The 18,831-nt window shown below is 69.8% G+C and carries 17 protein-coding genes; 7 read left to right on the forward strand and 10 right to left on the reverse strand.

Annotation, left to right across the window (positions count from 1 at the left end):
* Positions 1-10 precede the first annotated feature (10 nt).
* Genes mreC through rodA form a run of 4 tightly spaced genes read left to right on the forward strand, consistent with a single transcriptional unit; the run spans position 11 to position 4,762 of the window.
* Positions 11-1,078, forward strand: a complete 1,068-nt coding sequence (gene mreC / locus ACETK8_RS07450; RefSeq protein WP_374038873.1) for a rod shape-determining protein MreC — start codon at positions 11-13, stop codon at positions 1,076-1,078.
* Positions 1,075-1,593, forward strand: a complete 519-nt coding sequence (locus ACETK8_RS07455) for a hypothetical protein (RefSeq protein WP_374038874.1) — start codon at positions 1,075-1,077, stop codon at positions 1,591-1,593. Before mreC ends, ACETK8_RS07455 begins: the two co-directional genes overlap by 4 nt.
* Positions 1,590-3,608, forward strand: coding sequence for a penicillin-binding protein 2 (gene mrdA, locus ACETK8_RS07460; protein ID WP_374038875.1), 2,019 nt, complete (start codon positions 1,590-1,592; stop codon positions 3,606-3,608). Before ACETK8_RS07455 ends, mrdA begins: the two co-directional genes overlap by 4 nt.
* Positions 3,605-4,762: a rod shape-determining protein RodA gene (gene rodA, locus ACETK8_RS07465; RefSeq protein WP_374038876.1), complete on the forward strand. Its 1,158-nt coding sequence runs from the start codon at positions 3,605-3,607 to the stop codon at positions 4,760-4,762. The genes mrdA and rodA overlap by 4 nt, the downstream gene beginning before the upstream one ends.
* 207 nt (positions 4,763-4,969) lie before the next feature.
* On the opposite strand, the gene pip is transcribed toward rodA, so the two are convergent.
* A complete protein-coding gene (gene pip / locus ACETK8_RS07470; RefSeq protein WP_374038877.1) occupies positions 4,970-5,944 on the reverse strand; it encodes a prolyl aminopeptidase in 975 nt (324 codons plus the stop codon).
* A 28-nt stretch (positions 5,945-5,972) separates the two neighbouring features.
* Positions 5,973-6,344, reverse strand: coding sequence for a DUF423 domain-containing protein (locus ACETK8_RS07475; RefSeq protein ID WP_374038878.1), 372 nt, complete (start codon positions 6,342-6,344; stop codon positions 5,973-5,975).
* A 174-nt stretch (positions 6,345-6,518) separates the two neighbouring features.
* Here ACETK8_RS07475 and ACETK8_RS07480 point away from each other — a divergent pair, with 174 nt between their 5' ends.
* Entirely contained in the window at positions 6,519-7,676 is a 1,158-nt protein-coding gene (locus tag ACETK8_RS07480; protein ID WP_374038879.1) for an MFS transporter, read from the forward strand.
* Here the strand turns inward: ACETK8_RS07480 and ACETK8_RS07485 are convergent.
* The 3 genes from ACETK8_RS07485 to ACETK8_RS07495 all read right to left on the reverse strand — a co-directional run bounded on the left by ACETK8_RS07485 (position 7,673) and on the right by ACETK8_RS07495 (position 11,249).
* A complete protein-coding gene (locus ACETK8_RS07485; RefSeq protein ID WP_374038880.1) occupies positions 7,673-8,272 on the reverse strand; it encodes a hypothetical protein in 600 nt (199 codons plus the stop codon). The genes ACETK8_RS07480 and ACETK8_RS07485 overlap by 4 nt on opposite strands.
* A gap of 116 nt (positions 8,273-8,388) precedes the next feature.
* Positions 8,389-10,920 carry a tipN gene (locus ACETK8_RS07490; RefSeq protein ID WP_374038881.1) on the reverse strand — a complete coding sequence of 844 codons (2,532 nt, stop codon included), beginning with the start codon at positions 10,918-10,920 and terminating at the stop codon, positions 8,389-8,391.
* Positions 10,921-11,063: 143 nt separating this feature from the next.
* Entirely contained in the window at positions 11,064-11,249 is a 186-nt protein-coding gene (locus tag ACETK8_RS07495; RefSeq protein ID WP_374038882.1) for a hypothetical protein, read from the reverse strand.
* Between the two features lie 166 nt (positions 11,250-11,415).
* Here ACETK8_RS07495 and ACETK8_RS07500 point away from each other — a divergent pair, with 166 nt between their 5' ends.
* Positions 11,416-12,879: a phospholipase D-like domain-containing protein gene (locus tag ACETK8_RS07500; protein ID WP_374038883.1), complete on the forward strand. Its 1,464-nt coding sequence runs from the start codon at positions 11,416-11,418 to the stop codon at positions 12,877-12,879.
* Here ACETK8_RS07500 and ACETK8_RS07505 read toward each other — a convergent pair.
* From ACETK8_RS07505 to folD, 5 genes are all read right to left on the reverse strand, one after another.
* A complete protein-coding gene (locus tag ACETK8_RS07505) occupies positions 12,864-13,601 on the reverse strand; it encodes an endonuclease/exonuclease/phosphatase family protein (RefSeq protein WP_374038884.1) in 738 nt (245 codons plus the stop codon). The two genes, ACETK8_RS07500 and ACETK8_RS07505, sit on opposite strands and share 16 nt — an antisense overlap.
* Positions 13,602-13,652: 51 nt before the next feature.
* Positions 13,653-14,339: a TPM domain-containing protein gene (locus ACETK8_RS07510; RefSeq protein WP_374038885.1), complete on the reverse strand. Its 687-nt coding sequence runs from the start codon at positions 14,337-14,339 to the stop codon at positions 13,653-13,655.
* Positions 14,339-15,163, reverse strand: coding sequence for a TPM domain-containing protein (locus tag ACETK8_RS07515; protein WP_374038886.1), 825 nt, complete (start codon positions 15,161-15,163; stop codon positions 14,339-14,341). Before ACETK8_RS07515 ends, ACETK8_RS07510 begins: the two co-directional genes overlap by 1 nt.
* Positions 15,164-15,174: 11 nt before the next feature.
* Positions 15,175-15,852: a LemA family protein gene (locus tag ACETK8_RS07520; RefSeq protein WP_374038887.1), complete on the reverse strand. Its 678-nt coding sequence runs from the start codon at positions 15,850-15,852 to the stop codon at positions 15,175-15,177.
* A gap of 67 nt (positions 15,853-15,919) precedes the next feature.
* On the reverse strand, positions 15,920-16,843 hold the full coding sequence (folD, locus tag ACETK8_RS07525; protein WP_374038888.1) for a bifunctional methylenetetrahydrofolate dehydrogenase/methenyltetrahydrofolate cyclohydrolase FolD: 924 nt from the start codon (positions 16,841-16,843) through the stop codon (positions 15,920-15,922).
* A 95-nt stretch (positions 16,844-16,938) separates the two neighbouring features.
* Here folD and ACETK8_RS07530 point away from each other — a divergent pair, with 95 nt between their 5' ends.
* Entirely contained in the window at positions 16,939-18,798 is a 1,860-nt protein-coding gene (locus ACETK8_RS07530) for a PPC domain-containing protein (protein ID WP_374038889.1), read from the forward strand.
* The last annotated feature ends 33 nt before the right edge of the window (positions 18,799-18,831 follow it).

An 18,831-nucleotide genomic window follows, 5' to 3' on the forward strand; every position in this document is an offset into this window, starting at 1 on the left:
AGGCTAGGCCGTGGCGTTTCGCGACGGACCGTTCGAGTCGCTGAAAGTGCCGCTGGCGTGGACCGCCGCGGTCGTGACCGTGGTCGCCATCATCGCCTCCATCGTGATGATCCTGGCGGACCGCCGCCATGACACCGTCGGCGACGGCTATGGCCCCGTCCGCGCGGGCTTCGACGCGGGCGCCGGACCCGTCAACGGCCTCCTGGCCTGGCCCGTCCGCTGGGCCGGCAACGCCACCGACTATGTGAAGGGATATTTCTTCGCCGTGTCGGAGAACCGCCGCCTGCGCGCCGAGCTGGAAGAGCTGCGGCCCTGGCGCGACCAGGCCATCGCGCTGAAGAACGTCAACGGCCGCTACGAGGCCATGCTGGGCCTGCGCACCGAGCCGCCGGTGGCCATGGCGACCGCCCGTTCGATCTCGGAATCGCGCGGCCCCTTCATCAACGCCCGCCTGCTGGACGCCGGAACCTCCAAGGGCGTGCGCGTCGGCAATCCGGTGATCAACCAGGACGGCCTGGTCGGTCGCGTCGTCGGCACGTCGGGCGGGGTCAGCCGCATGCTGCTGCTGACCGACGTGGCCAGTCGCACGCCGGTCCTGATCGACCGCACCGACGCGCGCGCCATGCTGACCGGCGACGGTTCGGGCAATCCGCGTCTGGAGTTCGTGCGCGGCCACGGCTCGGTTCAGGCCGGCGACCGCATCCTGTCGTCCGGCGACGGCGGCGGCTTCCCGCGCGGCCTGCCCATCGGCGTCGCCGCCAAGGGCATCGACGGCTCCTGGCGGGTCAAGCTGTTCAGCGACCGGGGCGCCATCGACTATGTCCGCATCCTCCTGTTCCAGGACTTCGGCCAGCTGGTCGCGCCGGACGCCCTGAACGCGCCGCCCCTGGCCGGTCTGGGCGCCGCGCCTCTGCCGACGGCCGAGGCCGCCGCCGCCATCGGCGACGCCGTGGTCCGCCGCGATCGCGCCGCAGCCGCCGCGACCCCGCCCGCGCGTCAGACCCCGGCGCCGACCCCCGCCGCGCCCGCCCCGGCGGCGCCTGTCGCCACGACGCCCGCGCCAAGGCCCGCCGAGTGAGACGCCCGGTCGCCATCCGGGTCGTCGGGCCGGTTCAGTACATCTTCTATCCCGCGCTCGCCGCCATCGCCCTGACCGTCCTCCTGGCCACGCCGGTCCAGCTGTTCGGCCTGAAGCTGCCCGAGCCTGTTCTGCCGCTGATCCTGGCCTTCGCCTGGCCCCTGATCCGGCCCTCCATGACGGCGCCGGCGGTCCTGTTTGGCCTCGGCCTGTTCCTCGACATGTTCTGGGGCGGGACACTGGGCCTGTGGCCGCTGTGCCTGCTGGGCGTCTACGGCGCCGTCCTGGCCTCGCGGAACCTGCTGGCCGGACAGGAGACCCAGATCCTGTTCGCCTGGTACGCGGTCTGCGCGCTGGGCGCCTTTGTTGTGGCGTATCTGATCGTCACACTGGTGGCGGGCCGGGCGCCCAGCCTTCTGTCCCTGATCGGGCAGGTCGTGCCGACCCTGCTTCTTTTCCCTGCGGCCGACTGGATGATCCAGCGGTTCGACGACGGCGACGTGCGGTTCCGATGAGCAGCGAACCTTCGATCTTCTTCTCCGACGTGAACGAGCGCCAGGGCTCGTTCCTGCGCCGCACCTTCGTGGTCGGCGGTCTGACGGCCATCGGCGTGACCGCCCTGACCGTTCGTCTGGCCCAGCTGCAGGTCGTCCAGGCGCAGGAATACACGACCCTCGCCAGCCTGAACCAGTTCAACTTCCGTCTGATCCCGCCTCCGCGCGGCCGCATCCTGGACCGGAACGGCGTGGTCATCGCCGGCAACCGTCCCAGCTTCCGCGTCCTGGTCGTGCGTGACGAGACCAAGGATCTGGACCAGACCCTGGACCTCCTGGGCCGGCTCCTGCCCGACACCCTGGACCGTCGCCGCACCATCATCCGCGAGGTCAACGCCGCGCCGCGCTTCAGCCCGGTCCCGGTCAAGAGCGACCTGACCTGGGAGGAGTTCGCCAAGGTCAACATCTACGCGCCCGAACTGCCGGGCGTCATGGCCGACATGAACGAGGCCCGCTACTACCCCCACACCGGCGCCTTCGCCCATGTGATCGGCTATGTGGCGAAGGTCTCCGACCGCGACATCAAGGCCATCCGCGACCGGGGCGAGCAACCGCCCCAGATCATGTTCAACCCCGGCTTCCGCATCGGCCGCACCGGGGTGGAGAAGGCCCTGGACGCCCAGCTGCGCGGCGAGGCCGGCGGCAAGCGGGTCGAGGTCGACGCCCGCGGGCGGGTGGTGGCCGAGGATGTCGGCGGCTCGCGCCCGGCCGTGCCCGGCGCCGAGGTGATCCTGACGCTGGATGCCGACATCCAGAACCGCGCCCTTGAGGTCTTCGGCGAGGAGGCCGGAAGCTGCGTCGTGATGGACGTGCGCACCGGCGACATCCTCGCCATGGTCTCGTCTCCGTCCTTCGATCCCAACCTTTTCGTCTCGGGCGTGCCGACCCGCACCTATCGTGCGCTCGCGGACTACGAACGCCGTCCCCTGACGGACAAGGCGATCGACGGCACCTTCGCGCCCGGCTCGACCTTCAAGCCGGCGGTCGGACTGGCGGCCTTGCGGCGCGGGGTCAGCCCGGATCGGCGGATCACCTGCACCGGCGGCTACTACCTGGGGCGCCGCTTCGCCTGCCTCGGCCGTCACGGCTCGCTGGATATGCGCAACGCCCTGAAGGCCTCCTGCAACGTCTACTTCATGACCCTGGGCGTGGAGATGGGGCCGGACGCCATCGCCGCGTCGGCCCGCGACCTGGGGCTGGGACAGATCTTCGACATCGGCATCGACGGCCAGAAGCGCGGCCTGGTGCCCGACACCAAATGGCGTCGCGACAATCCCGTGCGCGGGGACGGCAAATGGTATCCGGGCGAGACGCCCAGCTATTCGATCGGGCAGGGGGCGCTGAACGTCAACGCGCTCCAGCTGGCGGTCTACACCTCCCGCATCGCCAATGGACGCAAGGCCGTCACGCCGCGCCTGATCAAGTCGATCGGCGGGGTGGAACAGGCTCACGCCGCCACCTTCGAGGACCTCCCGTTCGACGCCGACCTGGTCAAGGTCATGCGCGACGGCATGGAGGCCGTGACCGACGTCGGGGGCACCGGCTTCCGCAACAGTCAGCTGGGTCTCGGCCCCGTGCGGATGGCGGGCAAGACCGGCACCGCCCAGGCCCGCAACTACGGCTCCGGCTCGCGCAAGGGCTCAGGCCGTCCGTGGCAGGACAAGGACCACAACCTCTTCATCTGCTACGCCCCGACCGACAATCCTCGCTACGCCATCTCCGTCATCGTCCAGCACGGCGGTCTGGGCGGCGGCACGGCGGGCGCGCCGCGCGCGCGTGAGGTCATGCGAACCACCCTGCTGAAGGACCCGGAGATCCGCGCCCGTATCGAACACGCCGGGTTCGAGGCGGAGGCCCCGGAGCCGACGCCGCTGGCGGAAGACGGCCCCATCGATCAGGCGCCCGCCGAGACCGCCGCCCCCGCCGCTCCGACCGCCGAGACCGGTCCGCGCCCCTATCAGCCGGGTCCGCAATGACCGCTTCCGCCCTGACCCGTCCCGGCGAACGCGATCGCCTTTCGGTCAAACTGTCCCAGATCGACTGGCGTCTGGTCAGCCTGATGTGCGTCGTGGCCGGCGTCGGCTGCGCCATGCAGTATTCCATCGCCGGCGGCAGCTGGCAGCCCTGGGCCCTGGACCACCTGGTGCGCTTCTGCGTCCTTCTGGTGCTGATGCTGGGCCTGTCGATGGTCGATCTGAAGTGGTGGTTCCGCGCCGCCTATCCGATGTACGGCGTCCTTCTGGTCCTCGTCCTGATGATCGAGTTCACGCCCCTGGGCTATACGGCCGGCGGGGCGAAGAACTGGCTGAACCTGGGCTTCACCCGCATCCAGCCGGCCGAGTTCATGAAGATCGGCCTCGTCCTGGCCCTGGCCCGCTGGTACCACGACCACAGCGCCAAGGAGGCGCGCTGGCACTGGAAGCTGATCTTCCCCATCGGGATGATCGGCGTGCCCTTCCTGCTCGTCGCCAAACAGCCGGACCTGGGCTCGGCCATGATCATCGGCCTGACCGGCGCGGTGGTGATGTTCCTGGCGGGGCTGAGCTGGCGCATCATCGCGGCGGCCGTCGCGGCGGCCGTGGCCGTCATCCCGCCCTTCGTGATGTTCGTGATGCACGACTATCAGCGCAACCGGGTCCTGACCTTCCTCAGCCCGGAATCCGACCCGTCGGGCACCGGCTACAACATCATCCAGTCCAAGATCGCCCTGGGTTCCGGCGGCCTTCTGGGGCGCGGCTACGGTCTGGGCAGCCAGAGCCAGCTGGAGTTCCTGCCCGAGCGTCAGACCGACTTCATCTTCTCGACCCTGTCGGAGGAGTTCGGCTTCGTCGGCTCGTTCACGGTCCTGATCTGTTACGTGGCCATCATACTGATCGCCCTGCGGATCGCCTCCCTTTCGCACAGCCATTTCGGGCGGATCGCCTCGTCCGGCATGGTCGCCTTCTTCGCCCTGTTCGTCCTCATCAACGGGGCGATGGTCATGGGCCTGGCGCCGGTCGTGGGCGTGCCGATGCCGCTGCTGTCCTACGGCGGCTCGTCCATGCTGACGGTGATGATCGGCTTCGCCCTGATCATGGCGGTGCGGGTCAACCGCTATGCCGAACTGCCCAAGGGCAACGGCCTGTTCTGATCTCGAGTAGGGATGGAGAATTTATTCTCCATCGACCCTTGTGCTTTCATGGCGCCATGCCGACATGCACTGCGGGTCTTTGAAAGGCTCGCATCCGAGCGCGGCGATTTCGTCCGTTTCGTCCGTTTCGTCACGTTGCGGTTCGTCCGGACGAAACGGACGAAGAGGGCGCAGGGACGCTGACGTCCGCGCGCCCGCTCGTTGTTCCTAGAGCTTGGCCGCCCAGTCGGCGCCGCGCACCAGGCTGTCGACGATGCCCGGCTCGGTGGAGGCGTGACCGGCGTCGGGCACGACGTCCAGCGTGGCTTCCGGGAAGGCCCGATGCAGGGCCCAGGCGCTGGCGATAGGCGTCACAACGTCGAAGCGGCCTTGCGCAATCCAGGTCGGGATATGGCGGATCCGGCCGATGTTCTTCAGCAGCCAGCCTTCCTCGGGGAAGAAGCCGCCGTTGACGAAGTACCAGCATTCGATCCGGGCGAAGGCCACGGCGAACTCGGGCTCGGCGAACTTGTCGGGACGGGCGGCGGGGCCCTCCACGCTGACGGTCTCGCCCTCCCAGCTGGACCAGGCGATGGCGCAACGCTCGCGCTCTGCCTTGTCGTCGCCGGTCAGGCGCTTGTAGTAGGCGCCCATCAGGTCGTGGCGCTCATCCTCCGGGATCGGAGCGACGAACCGCTCCCAGGCGTCCGGGAAGATCATCGAGGCGCCGTCCTGGTAGAACCAGTGCAACTCCTTCTTGGTCAGCAGGAAGATGCCGCGCAGGATCAGGGCATCGACCCGCTCCGGATGGGTGATGGCGTAGGCCATCGACAGCGTCGATCCCCACGACCCGCCGAACACGGTCCATTTGTCGATGCCGCACCGTTCGCGCAGCCGCTCGATGTCCTCGATCAGGGTCCAGGTGGTGTTGTCTTCCAGCGACGCGTTCGGACGCGACTTGCCGCAGCCGCGCTGGTCGAACATCACGATCCGATAGACGGCTGGATCGAAATAGCGCCGCATCCCGGGGTTCACCGCCCCGCCGGGACCGCCGTGCAGCACCAGCACCGGCTTGCCCTGCGGATTGCCGCACTCCTCGTAGTAGATCTCGTGGACGCTTTCGGTCTGCATCCATCCGGACGCGAAGGGCTCGAGCTCGGGGTAAAGCTCGCGTCGGGGCGTCTCGGTCACGGGAAAGGCCATGCGGTGTCTGAAGCTTTCAGCTAAGGGTTCAGGCGTTTACGGACGATGACCGGAACGCGGCGAAGGCCAGAACGACCCATCCCGCGATCATCAGGACCCCGCCGATGGGGGCGACCGCGCCGAGCGCCGGCAGGCTGAGCAGGCCCAGGAAGGCCAGGGCCAGGCAGAAGATCAGCCCGCCCACGGAGGCCAGCCACCCGGCGACGATCGCCAGACTGCCCCGCACCGGCACGACCGAGCAGATCAGGGCCAGAAGGGCGTGGGTCAGCTGGTAGGAAGCGCCGGTCGTCAGCAGGGTCTTGATCTGCGGCCCCGCCCCATGCGCGGCGAAGGCTCCGAGGGCCACCGCCATCGCGCCGTTGAAGGCCGCGAACACGGCGAGGTTCCGATTCCAGATCATGGGACGGAACCTAAAGCCTGATCCGGAAAAGTGTGAGCGGTTTTCCGGTCGGATCAGGCTTCAGGAACCATGCGTGACCTTGATTCACGGCCTCAGCGAAATCGCGCAGCGATTTCTCTTCAGCCGATCAAGGTCATGCTCACGGATTTGTCGCCGTCTGCTATCGGATCGTTCATGAACGCCGCCCGCCGCATGGCTCTGCAGTATGTGTTGCTCTTCGGCGCCAACGGCGTGAGCCTGCCGTTCGCGGGATTGTGGTTTCGCTCCCAGGGTTTCACGGGGGCCGAGATCGGCGTCCTTCTGGCCGCGCCCATGCTGGCTCGAATCGTGACCGGGCCGCTGATCGCGGTCTGGGCCGACGGCTTCCGCAGGCGGCGTTCGCCCATCGCCATTCTGGGGCTGGTGCTCTGCCTCGGCTATGCCGGCGCCGGTCTGGCCGACGGTGTCTGGCTGCAGGGCGCCCTGTGGTTCGTCGCCGCCACGGCCATGGCCGGCCTGATCCCGCTCAGCGACGTCCTGTCCCTCCAGGTCGCTCGTCGCCACGGCTTCGACTTCGCCCTGCCCAGAGGCTTCGGCTCGGCCTCCTTCGTGGCCGCCAACGTGGTGATGGGGGCCATCCTGACGCGCGGCTCAGTGGACTGGGTCATCGTCTGGATCGCCGCCGCCGCCGCCCTGGTCGCCCTGACCGCCGCCACCCTCCTGCCCAGCGACCCGGTCACCGAGGGGCCCAGGATCGCCGCCCGCGAGCGGTTTAAGGGCCTGGCCCGACTGGCCGTGAACCCGACCTTCATGACCGCCGTCTTGGCCATCGGCGCGGTCCAGGCGACCCACGGCTTCTACTACGGCTTCTCGGCCATCGCCTGGAAGGCGCAGGGGATCCCGGAGACCATGACGGGCCTCCTCTGGGCCGTCTCCGTCGTCGTCGAGATCGCCTTCATGTGGTGGGTCGAGCCCTGGCGGAAGCGGCGCGGCATCGGGCCGGGGACCATCCTGATGCTGGGCGGGGTCGCGGCCGTGGTGCGCTGGACGGCCCTGGCCTTCGCCCCGCCGTTGTGGCTGCTCTGGCCGCTTCAGGCCCTGCACGCCCTGACCTTCGCCGCCACCTATCTGGCCGGCGTGCAGGTGGTGGAGAGGCTGGCTCCTCCCGGCGGCCATACGGCGGCCCAGACGCTGAACTCGGTGATGGCGGCGGGCATGCTGATCGGTCTGGCGACCCTGGCGGCGGGGCCGCTCTACGACCGCGTCGGCGTGCTGGGCTATCTGGCGATGACGGGGCTGGCGGCCATCGGCCTGGCGCTGCAGTGGCGCCTCCACCGCGCCGGCGGGGTCTAGCTCAGCCGGGCGCGGGGCAGGGGGGACAGATGCCGCGCCATGGCGGAGGCCGCCGTCTGGACCCCGCGCCTCAACTGCTCTCCGTCGATCAGGGCGGGCACGCGCAGCAGGCCCACCGACGGCGCGTCGGCATTGTCGGGCAGGGCGGTCAGGATTCGATAAAGCAGGTAGGAGCCCACATCCTCCTCGCTTTCCGAGGTCGCATCGGCGGCAAGACCCACGTCGGTCAGCTCACGGACGATCTCGGCCGCCGGCGCCGTGGCGCGGGCCATGGCGGGGCCGGTCTGGGAGACCTTCTTGCCGCCTGTCGGGGCCCGGTTCTCGGCCCGCATCTGGACGCGGAAGCCGTTGCTCTTGCGGGTACGCCCGACCAGCAGCACGGCCCGGCACTCCGCCTCGCCGATCTGGCGGGTGATGGTCTCGGCCAGGGCGGCGGGCTCGTCGGCGCCCATAGCGCGGACGCGCGAGCCGGACGGCGCCCAGGCGGATCCGCCCTCCGTGTCCATCGCGGCCCACAAAGGATCGTCGGTCTCATAGATGCAGACAAGGATCGCAGGCCTGCGGTCCGGCTGGTTCTCGGCGATGGTGTCGAGCATGGACCCTGCTAGGCGTGTGACAACGTCGTGACAGTCGCCGGACGGTGTCCGCAAGCGGACGATCCCGTCAAGTCAAAAGCAGGGTCCCGGACGATTTCATCGTTCGACTTCGCGTCTCAGGCGAGGTCGCCGACCGCCGCATCCAGAAGCATGAAGGCCCGACCCGCGTCCGTGGCCAGGGCGCCCAGTACGGCGGTCGCACCGCCCCGCGCTTCGTCGCTCAGACGACCGGCATACGCCCGGACATAGCGCTCGGCGTCGCTGCGCAGATCGGGGTCGCTCATCACCCGGCGCGAGACGCTGCGGACGGCCGCCGGGGCGACGCGGCGGACGATCTGACGGGCCCGGTCGGGGTCGCGGTCGGCGAAGGCGGCGGCGGCTTCCTCGACCCGCGAACGGGGCAGGAGCGCATTGGGGTCCACGCCCATGCGGCGGATGGCGGCCGTGATCCGGTCGGTCAGGGCGCCGTCGTCGGCGGGCATGACCGGCGTGTCGAGATCGAGCGGCGCCTCGCCCGGCCCGTCATCGACCAGATCGCTCCAGTCCAGACGGTCCTTGGCCGGAGGCGGGGTGCGGACGCCCGGATCTTCCCCGGCCGGAGCCAGTTTCAGGCGACCGCGCAGACCGAAACCGCGATCGGTCTCGGCGGCCGGGGCGCGACGCTCGTTGGCCGGCGTGGTCGGTTCGGCCAGGCTCTCGCGACGCCGGATCGGCGCGCCGCCGTCGCCGGAGACCACGCCCATCAGCCGGACGGCCTCGGTCAGCATGTCGTAGTTGCGGCGGACCCGCTCCTGGAAGCCGACGTCCAGGGCCTCGGTGTCCTCGGCGGCCTTGCGCGAGGCGGCGGCGAGGGCGGCCAGACCGTCCTCGACCGTGACCCGAACCGCCTCGGCGCGGGCGCGGGCTTCTTCCGGCAGGCGGGCGGCCCGTTCGTCCAGATCGCCGATGGCGGCGTCAACCTCGCCCAGGGCGCGGTTCATGCGGTCGAGCGTCGACTCCAGCTTGGCGATGGCGCGCTGGCCGGCCTCGTCCACCAGATCGACGGTCTCGCCGACGATCTTGCGCGCGCCCTCGACGCGGGCGTCGGCGGCGGCGTCGGCCTTCTGGGCCGCGTCGAACAGGGCCTCGCCCAGACGGTCGGCGCGGAGCTGGGCCTGACCGGCGGCCTCCTCGGCGGTGATGCGGCTTTCCTCGGCCGTGGCGCGCAGGACGGCCAGGGTGCGGCGGGTTTCCTCGACCAGGGTGTCGCGCGCCTCGGCGGCCAGGGCCTCGAAACGATCGAGCGACAGCTTGGTGGCGGCGTCGAAGCCGTCGGCCTCGCGCTGGGACAGGTCGACAAGGGCGCGGAACTGGTCCGTCGCGGCCTCGACCAGATCACGAAGACCCTCGGTCGCCTTGGTCGAGGTCTCGCCCAGATCGCCCGTGGCGCTGCGGGCGGCCGACAGCTGTTCGGTCAGCTGGGCGCGCTGGCTCTCGACCTGGGCGGAGAAGTCCTCCTGATCGGTGCGGAGCGCATAGGCGGCGGTGACCAGGGCGGCGCGCTGCTGGCCCAGGCCTTCCTCGACCGACTGGATCTGTTCGGCGACGCCGGTGCCGGCGTTTTCCAGACGCAGGGTCTGGCGGGCAAGGTCGTCGGCGGCCAGACGGGCGGCGTCCTGGGCCTCTCCGGCGGCGGCGGCCAGGTCGGCGGCGCGGGCGGCCAGAGCGGCCTCGGCTTCCCGGAGCTGGGTCTGGGCCAGGTCGGAGGCGTCCACGATCAGGCGTGACTGGCGCTCCACGGCGTCGAGTACGCCCGAGGCCTGTCCGTCCAGATGACCGCCCAGGGCCGTCATCTCTTCCCGCTCCCGGCCGAGGGACTCGGTCAGGCGACGCGCGGTGCGGCCGGCGGCCTCGGCGGCGTCGTTGAGGCGGGTCGTCTCGGCGGCCAGGGCTTCGCGCAGCAGGGCCATGTCGTTGCGGGCCCGCTCGGCGGCCAAGGCGGCCTGGTCGATGTCGTTGCGCAGGGCGTTCAGGACCTGGCCGGTCTGCTGGGCGGCAAGGGCCGTCGGGGCGACCAGGGCCTCGGCCAGCTGGCGGGCGCGCTGGGTCTCGGAGGCCAGGCCGGCGCCCTGACGGACGGCATGGGCCAGCAAAATCGCCAGGCCGGCGGGGGCGAGGGCTATAAGGGCGAATATGGCTAGTCGAAGGGGGTCGGGGGCGACCGCGCCGGAGCCGACCTCATAGGCGGCCCAGGAGGCGACGCCGCCGACCCACAGGGCCGCGGCGACGCCCGCGATGAGATAGGTCGGGCCGGACCGGGCGCCAGTGGGGCTGAGCTTCGTCGGGGCGGGATCGGCGGGGACCGGCGGCGGGGCGTAGGTCGCGGGCGGGGCGTCGGCGCTGGTGGCGAAGGCGATGGGCTCGACGGCGGGCTCGGCCGTGACCGGCGGCGCGGGCTCCGGCTCGGGGGTCGCGGCCGCCAGTTCCGCCGCGCGTTGCTGCTCCAGCAGGCGACGACGGCGGCGCTCCGACATCGGGCGTTCCGGCGCGACCTCGGGTTGCGCCGCGGGCTCGGGGGCGGCGGCCTCTTCAGGCGTGACGGCGGCGTCGGCGGGCTCGACCGGTTCGGGATCGGACAGGGTCAGCGGCGGCCGGGAGCGGGACTTCATGGGGCGCGGGTCTCAGGTGGGCGGTCGCGCGACGCAGGAGTCGCGGGCGCGGCGACCCTAGACCATTTTGCGGCGGTATCGACTCGTCGGGGTCTCAAAAAAGTGGACGACAGGCCAGGATCGGCGATTTGACGCGGTCCGACCTAGCAGTCGTTCGTCTGGCGCACGGTGATCAGGGCGTCGCTCGAAGGCGGCTCGGGGCAGTCGCTGACGCGGCGGATCTCACGCTCGGGATGGGCGGCGGTGTTCAGATCGACGCCGAACTGGGCCAGGGCCGCAGCGGCGAGCAGGGCGATGAAGCCAGCCAGCAACTCGATCAGCGCCTGCACGTCGGCATCTCCCACAATCCGGCCCGCCTTATGCCTGATTTCACGGAACCGGACAATGCGCCGAGCTGAGCCATTGACCGGGAGCGTGCGACAGTGGAACGGAAGACACGCTTGGGCGTCATCTCGACCCGAGCGCCCCGATTCACCACGCCGGCAGGGAGACCCGATGGACGCCGCCCAAGGCCCGCTGCTGGACACCGGCGCCGTGCTGACGCCCGGCGACACCGTGTGGCGCGTGGAGCGAGCCCACCGGCTGTCGATCCTGATGGAGAACGGCGCCTATTTCGAAGCGCTGGCGTCGGCCTTGTCGAAGGCGAAGCGTTCGGTCGTCGTGCTGGGCTGGCAGTTCGACCCGCGCACCCGGCTAGATCCCGAGACCCGGCACGGCGACAAGCAGGCCGAAATCGGCCACCTTCTGCGCATGATGGTCAAGACGCGGCCGGAGCTGGACGTGCGTCTGTTGATCTGGAAGTCGCCCCTCCTGATCGCGGCGTCGCAAGGCTTCTATCCGCACAAGGCCCAGGCCTGGTTCAGGAAGCGGATGGTGGAGTTCCGGCTGGATTCCCCAGGCCCTCTCGGCGCCTGCCATCACCAGAAGGCGATCATCATCGACGACGCCGTGGCCTTCTGCGGCGGCGGCGACGTCTCGGTCGACCGCTGGGATTCGGACCAGCATCTGGACGACGATCCGCGCCGCTGCCAGCCGTCGGGGGTGATCTCACCGCCCCGCCACGAGACCATGTGCGTGATGGACGGGCCGGCGGCCAGGGCCTTGGGCGATCTGGCGCGCGAACGCTGGTTCAAGGCGACCTGGGAGCGGACGCTGCCCGACACCGTGGACAGCGATCCCTGGCCCGAGGGGCTGGCGGTGGATTTCCACGATACGCCGGTCGGCATCGCCCGGACCGAGCCGGGCCATGGTGGGCGGCATGAGGTGCGGGAGAACGAGCGGCTGCATCTGGAGGCGATCCGGGGCGCCCGGAAGCTGATCTATATGGAGAACCAGTATTTCACCTCGCCGGTCATCGCCCGCGCCCTGGCCGAGCGGCTGGACGAGCCGGACGGGCCGGAGGTGGTTCTGGTCTCGACGGGGCGCAGCCCCAGCTGGTTCGACAGCATGACCATGGACACGGCCCGCGCCGAGGTCCTGTTCCGGCTCGAAAGCGCCGACCGGCACAACCGCTTCTTCGCCTTCAGTCCCAATACCAGGAGCGGCGACCGCATCATCGTCCACGCCAAGGTGACGGTGGTGGACGACGTCCTGCTGCGGATCGGATCGACGAACATCAACAACCGCTCGCTGGGCTTCGACACCGAATGCGACGTGGCCATCGCGCCTGAGGATGAGGCGGGGAAGGCGGCGATCCAGCGGTTCCGCCACCGCACCATCGGCCACTTCATCGGGGTGACCGGGGAAGAGTTCGCGGCGGCGGAGGCCGTCTGCGGCGGCGTCGGCGAGGCGATCCAGAAGTTCGGCGGCAGACGCATGTCGCCCCTGGGGGCCACGCCGCCGTCGATGATCCAGCGCACGATCGCCGAGTTCCAACTTGGGGACCCGGTTTCGACCCGCGACGCCTGGCGGCCGTGGAAGCGGCGGAACCGCTCGCAAAGGCTTCAGGCGCCGGGCTGAATCTCGAAGTCGACGACCAGCGGCAGGTGGTCCGACGCCATCCGCGACAGGGGAGAGAAGGGGGCGCTGACGCCTGTGACCTTGATCTCCGGGCTGACGAAGACGTGGTCGATGCGGATGGCCGGGAAGCCGGACGGGAAGGTCTTCAGCGTCTGTTTCAGACCGAGCTGACGCTGACAATCCGCGTGGTTGCGCGTCAGGGTCTGGTAGGGGCGAGTGATCGAGGTGGCGTTGAAGTCGCCGGCCAGAAGGGTCGGGCCCTTGCAGTCCGGGTGACCCAGCCATTCCTTGCTGACCAGGGCGGCGGCCTGAAGCCGCTGTTCCTTCGGCACGAGGCCGAGGTGGGTGGTCAGGACGTTCAGATCGACGCCGTCAACATTGATACGGACCCACAGGGCGCCGCGCGGCTCCAGCCCCGGTATGCCGCGCACGGTCGGCAGGGCACCGACATGGATCAGGGTCTCGGGATGGCGGGTCAGGATGGCGTCGCCATACTCTTCCGCCTCGACGCGCATGGCCGGGTGGAAGCGCACGGCCATGGACAGACGGTCGGCGATGGCCTTGGCCTGATTGACCCCGCCGGTCCGGGCGCGGTTCACGTCCAGCTCCTGAAGGCAGACGATGTCGGGATTCAGCTCGGCGATGACGCCCGCGATCCGCTCGACATCCAGCCGCTTGTCGACGCCGACGCAGCGATGGACGTTGTAGGTGACTAGCCGCATGGCGCGACGGGCTAGGCCAATTTCAGGGCAAAAGCGAGGGCGGTCACGGGGTCAGATTTCGACCAGACGATCCGGCACTTCGTTCGGGTTGCGCGGGCGGGGCGGGAAGTGCTCGGCCAGGACGCCTCCGACCAGGGTGATGGCCGCCTCGAAGCCGTCGGCCGGACGGCCTTCGCCCAGGCCCTCGGTCAGGGCTTCGACCGCATCGCCCCAGATGCCGGCGTCGACGCGGGAATGGATGCCTTCGTCGGCGATGACCTCCACCTGACGATCCGCCAGGGCGGCGAAGATCAGGATGCCGGTGCGGTGTTCGGTGACGTGCAGGCCGTGGGCCAGGAACTGGTGCATGGCGGCCTGGCGGGTGCGGTCGCGACGGATGCCGCGTGGCGTGGACAGTCGCGTCAGGGCGGGGATGCGTAGAAGGAGGTAGACGGTCACGAAGACCGCCGCCTGCACCACCACATAGACGCCGATGGCATGGCTGACGCTCAGGGGCTGGGCCGCGAGATGGGCGGCCTCCCATCCGTCGGCGACGCCAGGGAACCAGTCGGGATCGAAACCCAGCGGGATCAGCAGCAGAGGCAGCAACAGGGCCGCCGCCGCCGCCCAGGCCAGGCTGATGTCGCGATAGCTGGAGACCTGCCCGGCCAGGACGCAGAAGATTTCGCCCGAGGTCCGGGCCTCGGCCGCCGCGATCGCGCCGGCGACACGGGCGTGGTCGGAAGCGTTCAGTCGCATCACCATCCGCCCGAGGCTCCCCCGCCGCCGAAACTGCCGCCGCCGCCCCGGAATCCGCCGGACGAACCGCCACGGGAGCTTCCCGACGACCCGCGCGACGAACTGCGGGCCCAGTTCGACATGGCCTCCGACGCGCCCCAGATCAGGATCGGGTCGATGCCGCGCCGTTTCCCGCCGCGCCGTCGACGGCCGCGACCTCCGATGCCGCCGAGCAGGGCCAGGAAGAAGAAGACGAAGATCAGGGCGATGATGATGCCGGGAAGGACGGGCGCCTCGACCTCGCTCGGTGCGGCCGCCGCGGCGCGGGCCTGGGCCTCGGCCGGATCGAGCGTCAGCTGGGTGATGACCGCGTCGACGCCCGCCTCGATGCCCTGGGCGAAGTCGCCGTCGCGGAAGGGCGGCAGGATGTCGGTCTGGATGATCCGGGCGGACAGGGCGTCGGTCAGGACCGGCTCCAGTCCATAGCCGACCTCGATCCGGACCTTGCGCTCGTTCGGGGCGACGATCAGCAGGACGCCGCTGTCGTTTTCCGACTGGCCGATGCCCCAGTGCCGACCCAGCCGGTAGCCGTAGTCCTCGATCTCGTAGTCCTGAAGGCTGCTGAGCGTGACGACCACGAACTGGTCGCCGGTTTGCGTTTCCAGCTGCGCCAGCTTGCCGGTGATCGCGGCTTCCTGGCGGGGCGACAGCAGGTCCGCCTGATCGACCACGCGGCCGGACAGGGTCGGGAAGGTCGGGTCGGCGAGCACCCCCGACGGGATCGCCAGGGCCGAGGCCAGACCGATGAAGACAACGACCAGAAAACGCCTGACCGGCCTGGTCATGATGGTCGAAATCACCGGGCCGGCGGCGTCGAGCCGGGGGCGACGGCGGGGGCCGCCCCGCCGGGCTGGGCGGACGCCTGGCCGTCGAGATTGAACGACACCTGGGGCGCGGTCTGGGCTTCGGCCGTGGCGTTGAACAGCTGCATCGGCTCCTCGCCCGAGAAGGCCGTGTTGGCCCAGATCACGGTCGGGAAGGTGCGGAGCGAGGTGTTGTAGTCGCGCACGGCCTCATTGTAGTCGCGCCGCGCGATGGTGATGCGGTTCTCCGTGCCTTCCAGTTGGGACTGCAGTTGCAGGAAGCCCTGGTTGGCCTGCAGCTGGGGATAGGCCTCGACCGTCACCAGAAGGCGGGACAGGGCGCTGGTCAGCTGGCCCTGGGCGGCCTGGAACTGCTGGAAGGCGGCCGGATCGCTGAGGGTGTCGGGCGTGATCTGCACCGCCGTGGCGCGGGCGCGGGCCTCGGTCACCTGGGTCAGGGTGGTGCGTTCCTGGATGGCCGCGCCTTGCACCGTGGCGACCAGATTGGGGATCAGGTCGGCGCGGCGCTGGTACTGGCTCTGGACGTCGGCCCAGGCCGCCTCGGCCCGTTCCTGCTTCTCCGGGATGGTGTTGTAGCCGCAGGCGGCGAGGCTCTGGGCCGCCAGAACGACCGCGATGGAGCCGACCAGACGAGACGTGCTGCGAGCCATGAACCTCTCCGTGGGGGACGCTGCGTCGCCCGTCAGAAGAGGACTATCCGCGCATCGTTGCGCCGCTTCAAGCGTCCAGACGCTCCGGCTCCACACCCGCCGCGCGACAGGCGGCGGTGTAGGTGTTGGCCAGAAGGCAGGCGATGGTCATGGGACCCACACCGCCTGGAACGGGGGTGATGGCGCCCGCGATCTCGGCCGCTTCCTTGAAGGCGACGTCGCCGACGACGCGGGTCTTGCCCTCCGCCGCCTTGACCGGATCGGCCGAAGGAACGCGGTTGATGCCGACGTCGATCACGGTCGCGCCCGGCTTGATCCAGTCGCCCTTGATCATCTCCGGCCGGCCCACCGCGGCAACCAGGATGTCGGCGGCGCGACAGATCGCGGGCAGGTCGCGGCTGCGCGAATGGGCGACGGTGACGGTGCAGTTCTCGGCCAGCAGCAGTTGGGCCATCGGCTTGCCGACGATGTTGGAGCGGCCGACGATGACGGCGTTCAGGCCCGACAGGTCGCCCAGACGATCCTTCAGCAGCATGGTCGAACCCAGAGGGGTGCAGGGGACCAGACCCGGCAGACCGACGGCCAGGCGACCGGCGTTGACGACGTGGAAGCCATCGACGTCCTTGTCCGGATCGATGGCGTCCAGCACGGCGGAGGAATCGATCTGGGCGGGCAGGGGCAGCTGGACCAGGATGCCGTGGATGCCCGCGTCCGCGTTCAGGGTCGCGATCAGGGCCATCAGCTCGGCCTGTGATGTCGTGTCGGGCAGGCGGTGGGTGTCGGACCGCATGCCGGCGCGAGCGGTCGTCTCGCCCTTGTTGCGGACATAGATCTGGCTGGCGGGGTCCTCGCCGACGATGACCACGGCGAGGCCGGGCTTGACCCCATGGGCCGCTTCCAAACGGGCCGAGGCGGCCGTCACCCGATCCACCAGACCGGCGGCGAAGGCCTTGCCGTCGATGATCGTGGCGCGCGCGTCGGTATCGGCCATTGCGGGCCCTCTTCGTCAGGATTCGATATGGTGCGGGCGATTTACAGCCGTCATGGTTCAGCGTCTATGTTGAGACATCAGAACAGGGAGTCCCCATGCGCCGCACCGTCTTCATCACGACTGTCAGCGCCCTGGCGCTGTTTGCCGCCGGAACCGCCTCGGCGCAGACCTCGCTGCGGATCGGCCAGACGGTCAACGGCCAGCTGACCGCCGAGGACACGAAGGTCGATAGCGAGGAGCAGGGCCAGTACGTCTACGACACCTATACGGTTCAGGCGCGGCCGGGTCAGCGGTTGCAGGTCGTGATGCGCTCGGACGCCTTCGACGCCTATCTGGAAGCCTATGAGGGTTCGGATCGGGGCGATCCCGTCGCCTCTGACGACGACGGCCTGGGCGAGGGCACCAACTCGCGTCTGCGCTTCACGGCGAACAGCGGCAGCTACACCATCCGCGCCCGCACCCTGAGCGGTCTGGAAGGCGGCGACTACACGATCCAGCTGACCGATCGTGGCGCCGCGCCGCGCGCGCCGCGTCCCACGGCCATCCGCATGGGCGACGAACTGGACGGCGAGATCACCGACCGCAGCCCGGTCGAGGAAGACGGGCAGTACGGGGAATATGCGTTCAACGGCTACAGCTTCCGGGCGCGCCAGGGCGAGCGGTTCGCCATCGCCCTGAAGAGCGACGACTTCGATCCGATCGTGCGCGTGGGCCGGATGGGCCGGGGCGGCGCGTTCGAGGAACTGGCCCAGAACGACGACTCGGGCGCCGGCGGTCTGGATTCCTATCTGATCTTCACCGCCCCCTCGAACGGCGAATACATCATCCGCGCCTCGCCGCTGGATGGCACGAGCGAGGGCGACTACGAGGTCTCGCTGTCGGAAGCCCCGCCGCCGCTGGCCGCGCAGCCGATCGCCTTCGGTCAGACGATCGAGGGTTCGCTGGACGAGAGCGACGGCGGCAACCAGTTCGGCCAACGCGCCGACGCCTATTCGTTCTCCGCGACGGCCGGCCAGCGGATCGTCGTGAACATGGGCTCGGACGCCTTCGACACCTATCTGGAACTGTTCTCCGACGACGAGGCCGGCGGCCGGTCCGCGCTGGACTCGGACGACGACGGCGCGGGCCAGGGCACCAACTCGCGCCTGACCTACACCATCCAGTCGGACGGCAACTATGTGATCGAGGCGCGGGCCTTCTCGGGCGAGGGCTCCGGCGCCTACACCCTGTCGCTGGAAGAGGCCCCGCCGCTGCCGGCGCCGGTCGCCCTCAGCTTCGGCGCCACCGTGCAGGGCGAGATCGTCGCCGAGGACCCGCGCGACGACGAGAATCGGGGCTTCGACGCCTATTCCTTCACCGGAACGGCCGGGAACCGGGTCCAACTGACCATGCGGTCGGGTGACTTCGACACCTATCTCCAGATCGGCAGCCCGGAGGGGGAGTTCTACGCCCTGGCCTCGGATGACGACGGTCTGGGCGAGGGGACGGACTCGCGGCTGAACTACATCCTCCCGAACGACGGGGAGTTCATTGTGCGGGCTTCGCCGCTCTATGCCGACGCCAAGGGGCTCTACTCGCTGGAGCTGACGGATCGCGGCCCGCAGCCCCTGCCGGGCTCGATCCTGGTCGGCGCCACGGCGCGCGGGACCTTGGGGGAAGATGACGCCATCGCCGACGACGGCAGCTTCTACGACGCCTACAAGATCTCGCTGAAGTCGGGCGACAAGCTGCGTTTGACCATGGTTTCCAATGAGTTCGACGCCTTCCTGGACATCGGCCGCGAGGACGAGACGGGCGCCTTCACCTCCGTGGTCTCGGACGACGACAGCCTGTCGGACACCCATGCTAAGGTCGACTGGACGGTGGATGAGGACGGCGACTACGTCATCCGCGCCCGCAGCTTCGCCTCGGGCCAGACGGGCGCCTACGTTCTGACGGTCGAGCCCAAGGAGTAGTCGATTGCGGTTCGCCGCCGAATGGATCGTCGG

Source organism: Brevundimonas staleyi, assembly GCF_041893865.1.
In the GTDB taxonomy this organism is placed as follows: Bacteria; Pseudomonadota; Alphaproteobacteria; order Caulobacterales; family Caulobacteraceae; genus Brevundimonas; species Brevundimonas staleyi.

Bases quoted from the DNA above. Each gene is read 5' to 3' on its own strand.
- ACETK8_RS07480 (WP_374038879.1), top strand. From the start codon at position 6,519: ATGAACGCCGCCCGCCGCATGGCTCTGCAGTATGTGTTGCTCTTCGGC.
- ACETK8_RS07505 (WP_374038884.1), bottom strand. From the start codon at position 13,601: ATGCGGCTAGTCACCTACAACGTCCATCGCTGCGTCGGCGTCGACAAG.
- ACETK8_RS07485 (WP_374038880.1), bottom strand. From the start codon at position 8,272: ATGCTCGACACCATCGCCGAGAACCAGCCGGACCGCAGGCCTGCGATC.
- ACETK8_RS07530 (WP_374038889.1), top strand. From the start codon at position 16,939: ATGCGCCGCACCGTCTTCATCACGACTGTCAGCGCCCTGGCGCTGTTT.
- ACETK8_RS07520 (WP_374038887.1), bottom strand. From the start codon at position 15,852: ATGGCTCGCAGCACGTCTCGTCTGGTCGGCTCCATCGCGGTCGTTCTG.
- pip (WP_374038877.1), bottom strand. From the start codon at position 5,944: ATGGCCTTTCCCGTGACCGAGACGCCCCGACGCGAGCTTTACCCCGAG.
- ACETK8_RS07475 (WP_374038878.1), bottom strand. From the start codon at position 6,344: ATGATCTGGAATCGGAACCTCGCCGTGTTCGCGGCCTTCAACGGCGCG.
- ACETK8_RS07515 (WP_374038886.1), bottom strand. From the start codon at position 15,163: ATGACCAGGCCGGTCAGGCGTTTTCTGGTCGTTGTCTTCATCGGTCTG.
- ACETK8_RS07510 (WP_374038885.1), bottom strand. From the start codon at position 14,339: ATGCGACTGAACGCTTCCGACCACGCCCGTGTCGCCGGCGCGATCGCG.
- mrdA (WP_374038875.1), top strand. From the start codon at position 1,590: ATGAGCAGCGAACCTTCGATCTTCTTCTCCGACGTGAACGAGCGCCAG.
- ACETK8_RS07500 (WP_374038883.1), top strand. From the start codon at position 11,416: ATGGACGCCGCCCAAGGCCCGCTGCTGGACACCGGCGCCGTGCTGACG.
- ACETK8_RS07490 (WP_374038881.1), bottom strand. From the start codon at position 10,920: ATGAAGTCCCGCTCCCGGCCGCCGCTGACCCTGTCCGATCCCGAACCG.
- folD (WP_374038888.1), bottom strand. From the start codon at position 16,843: ATGGCCGATACCGACGCGCGCGCCACGATCATCGACGGCAAGGCCTTC.
- rodA (WP_374038876.1), top strand. From the start codon at position 3,605: ATGACCGCTTCCGCCCTGACCCGTCCCGGCGAACGCGATCGCCTTTCG.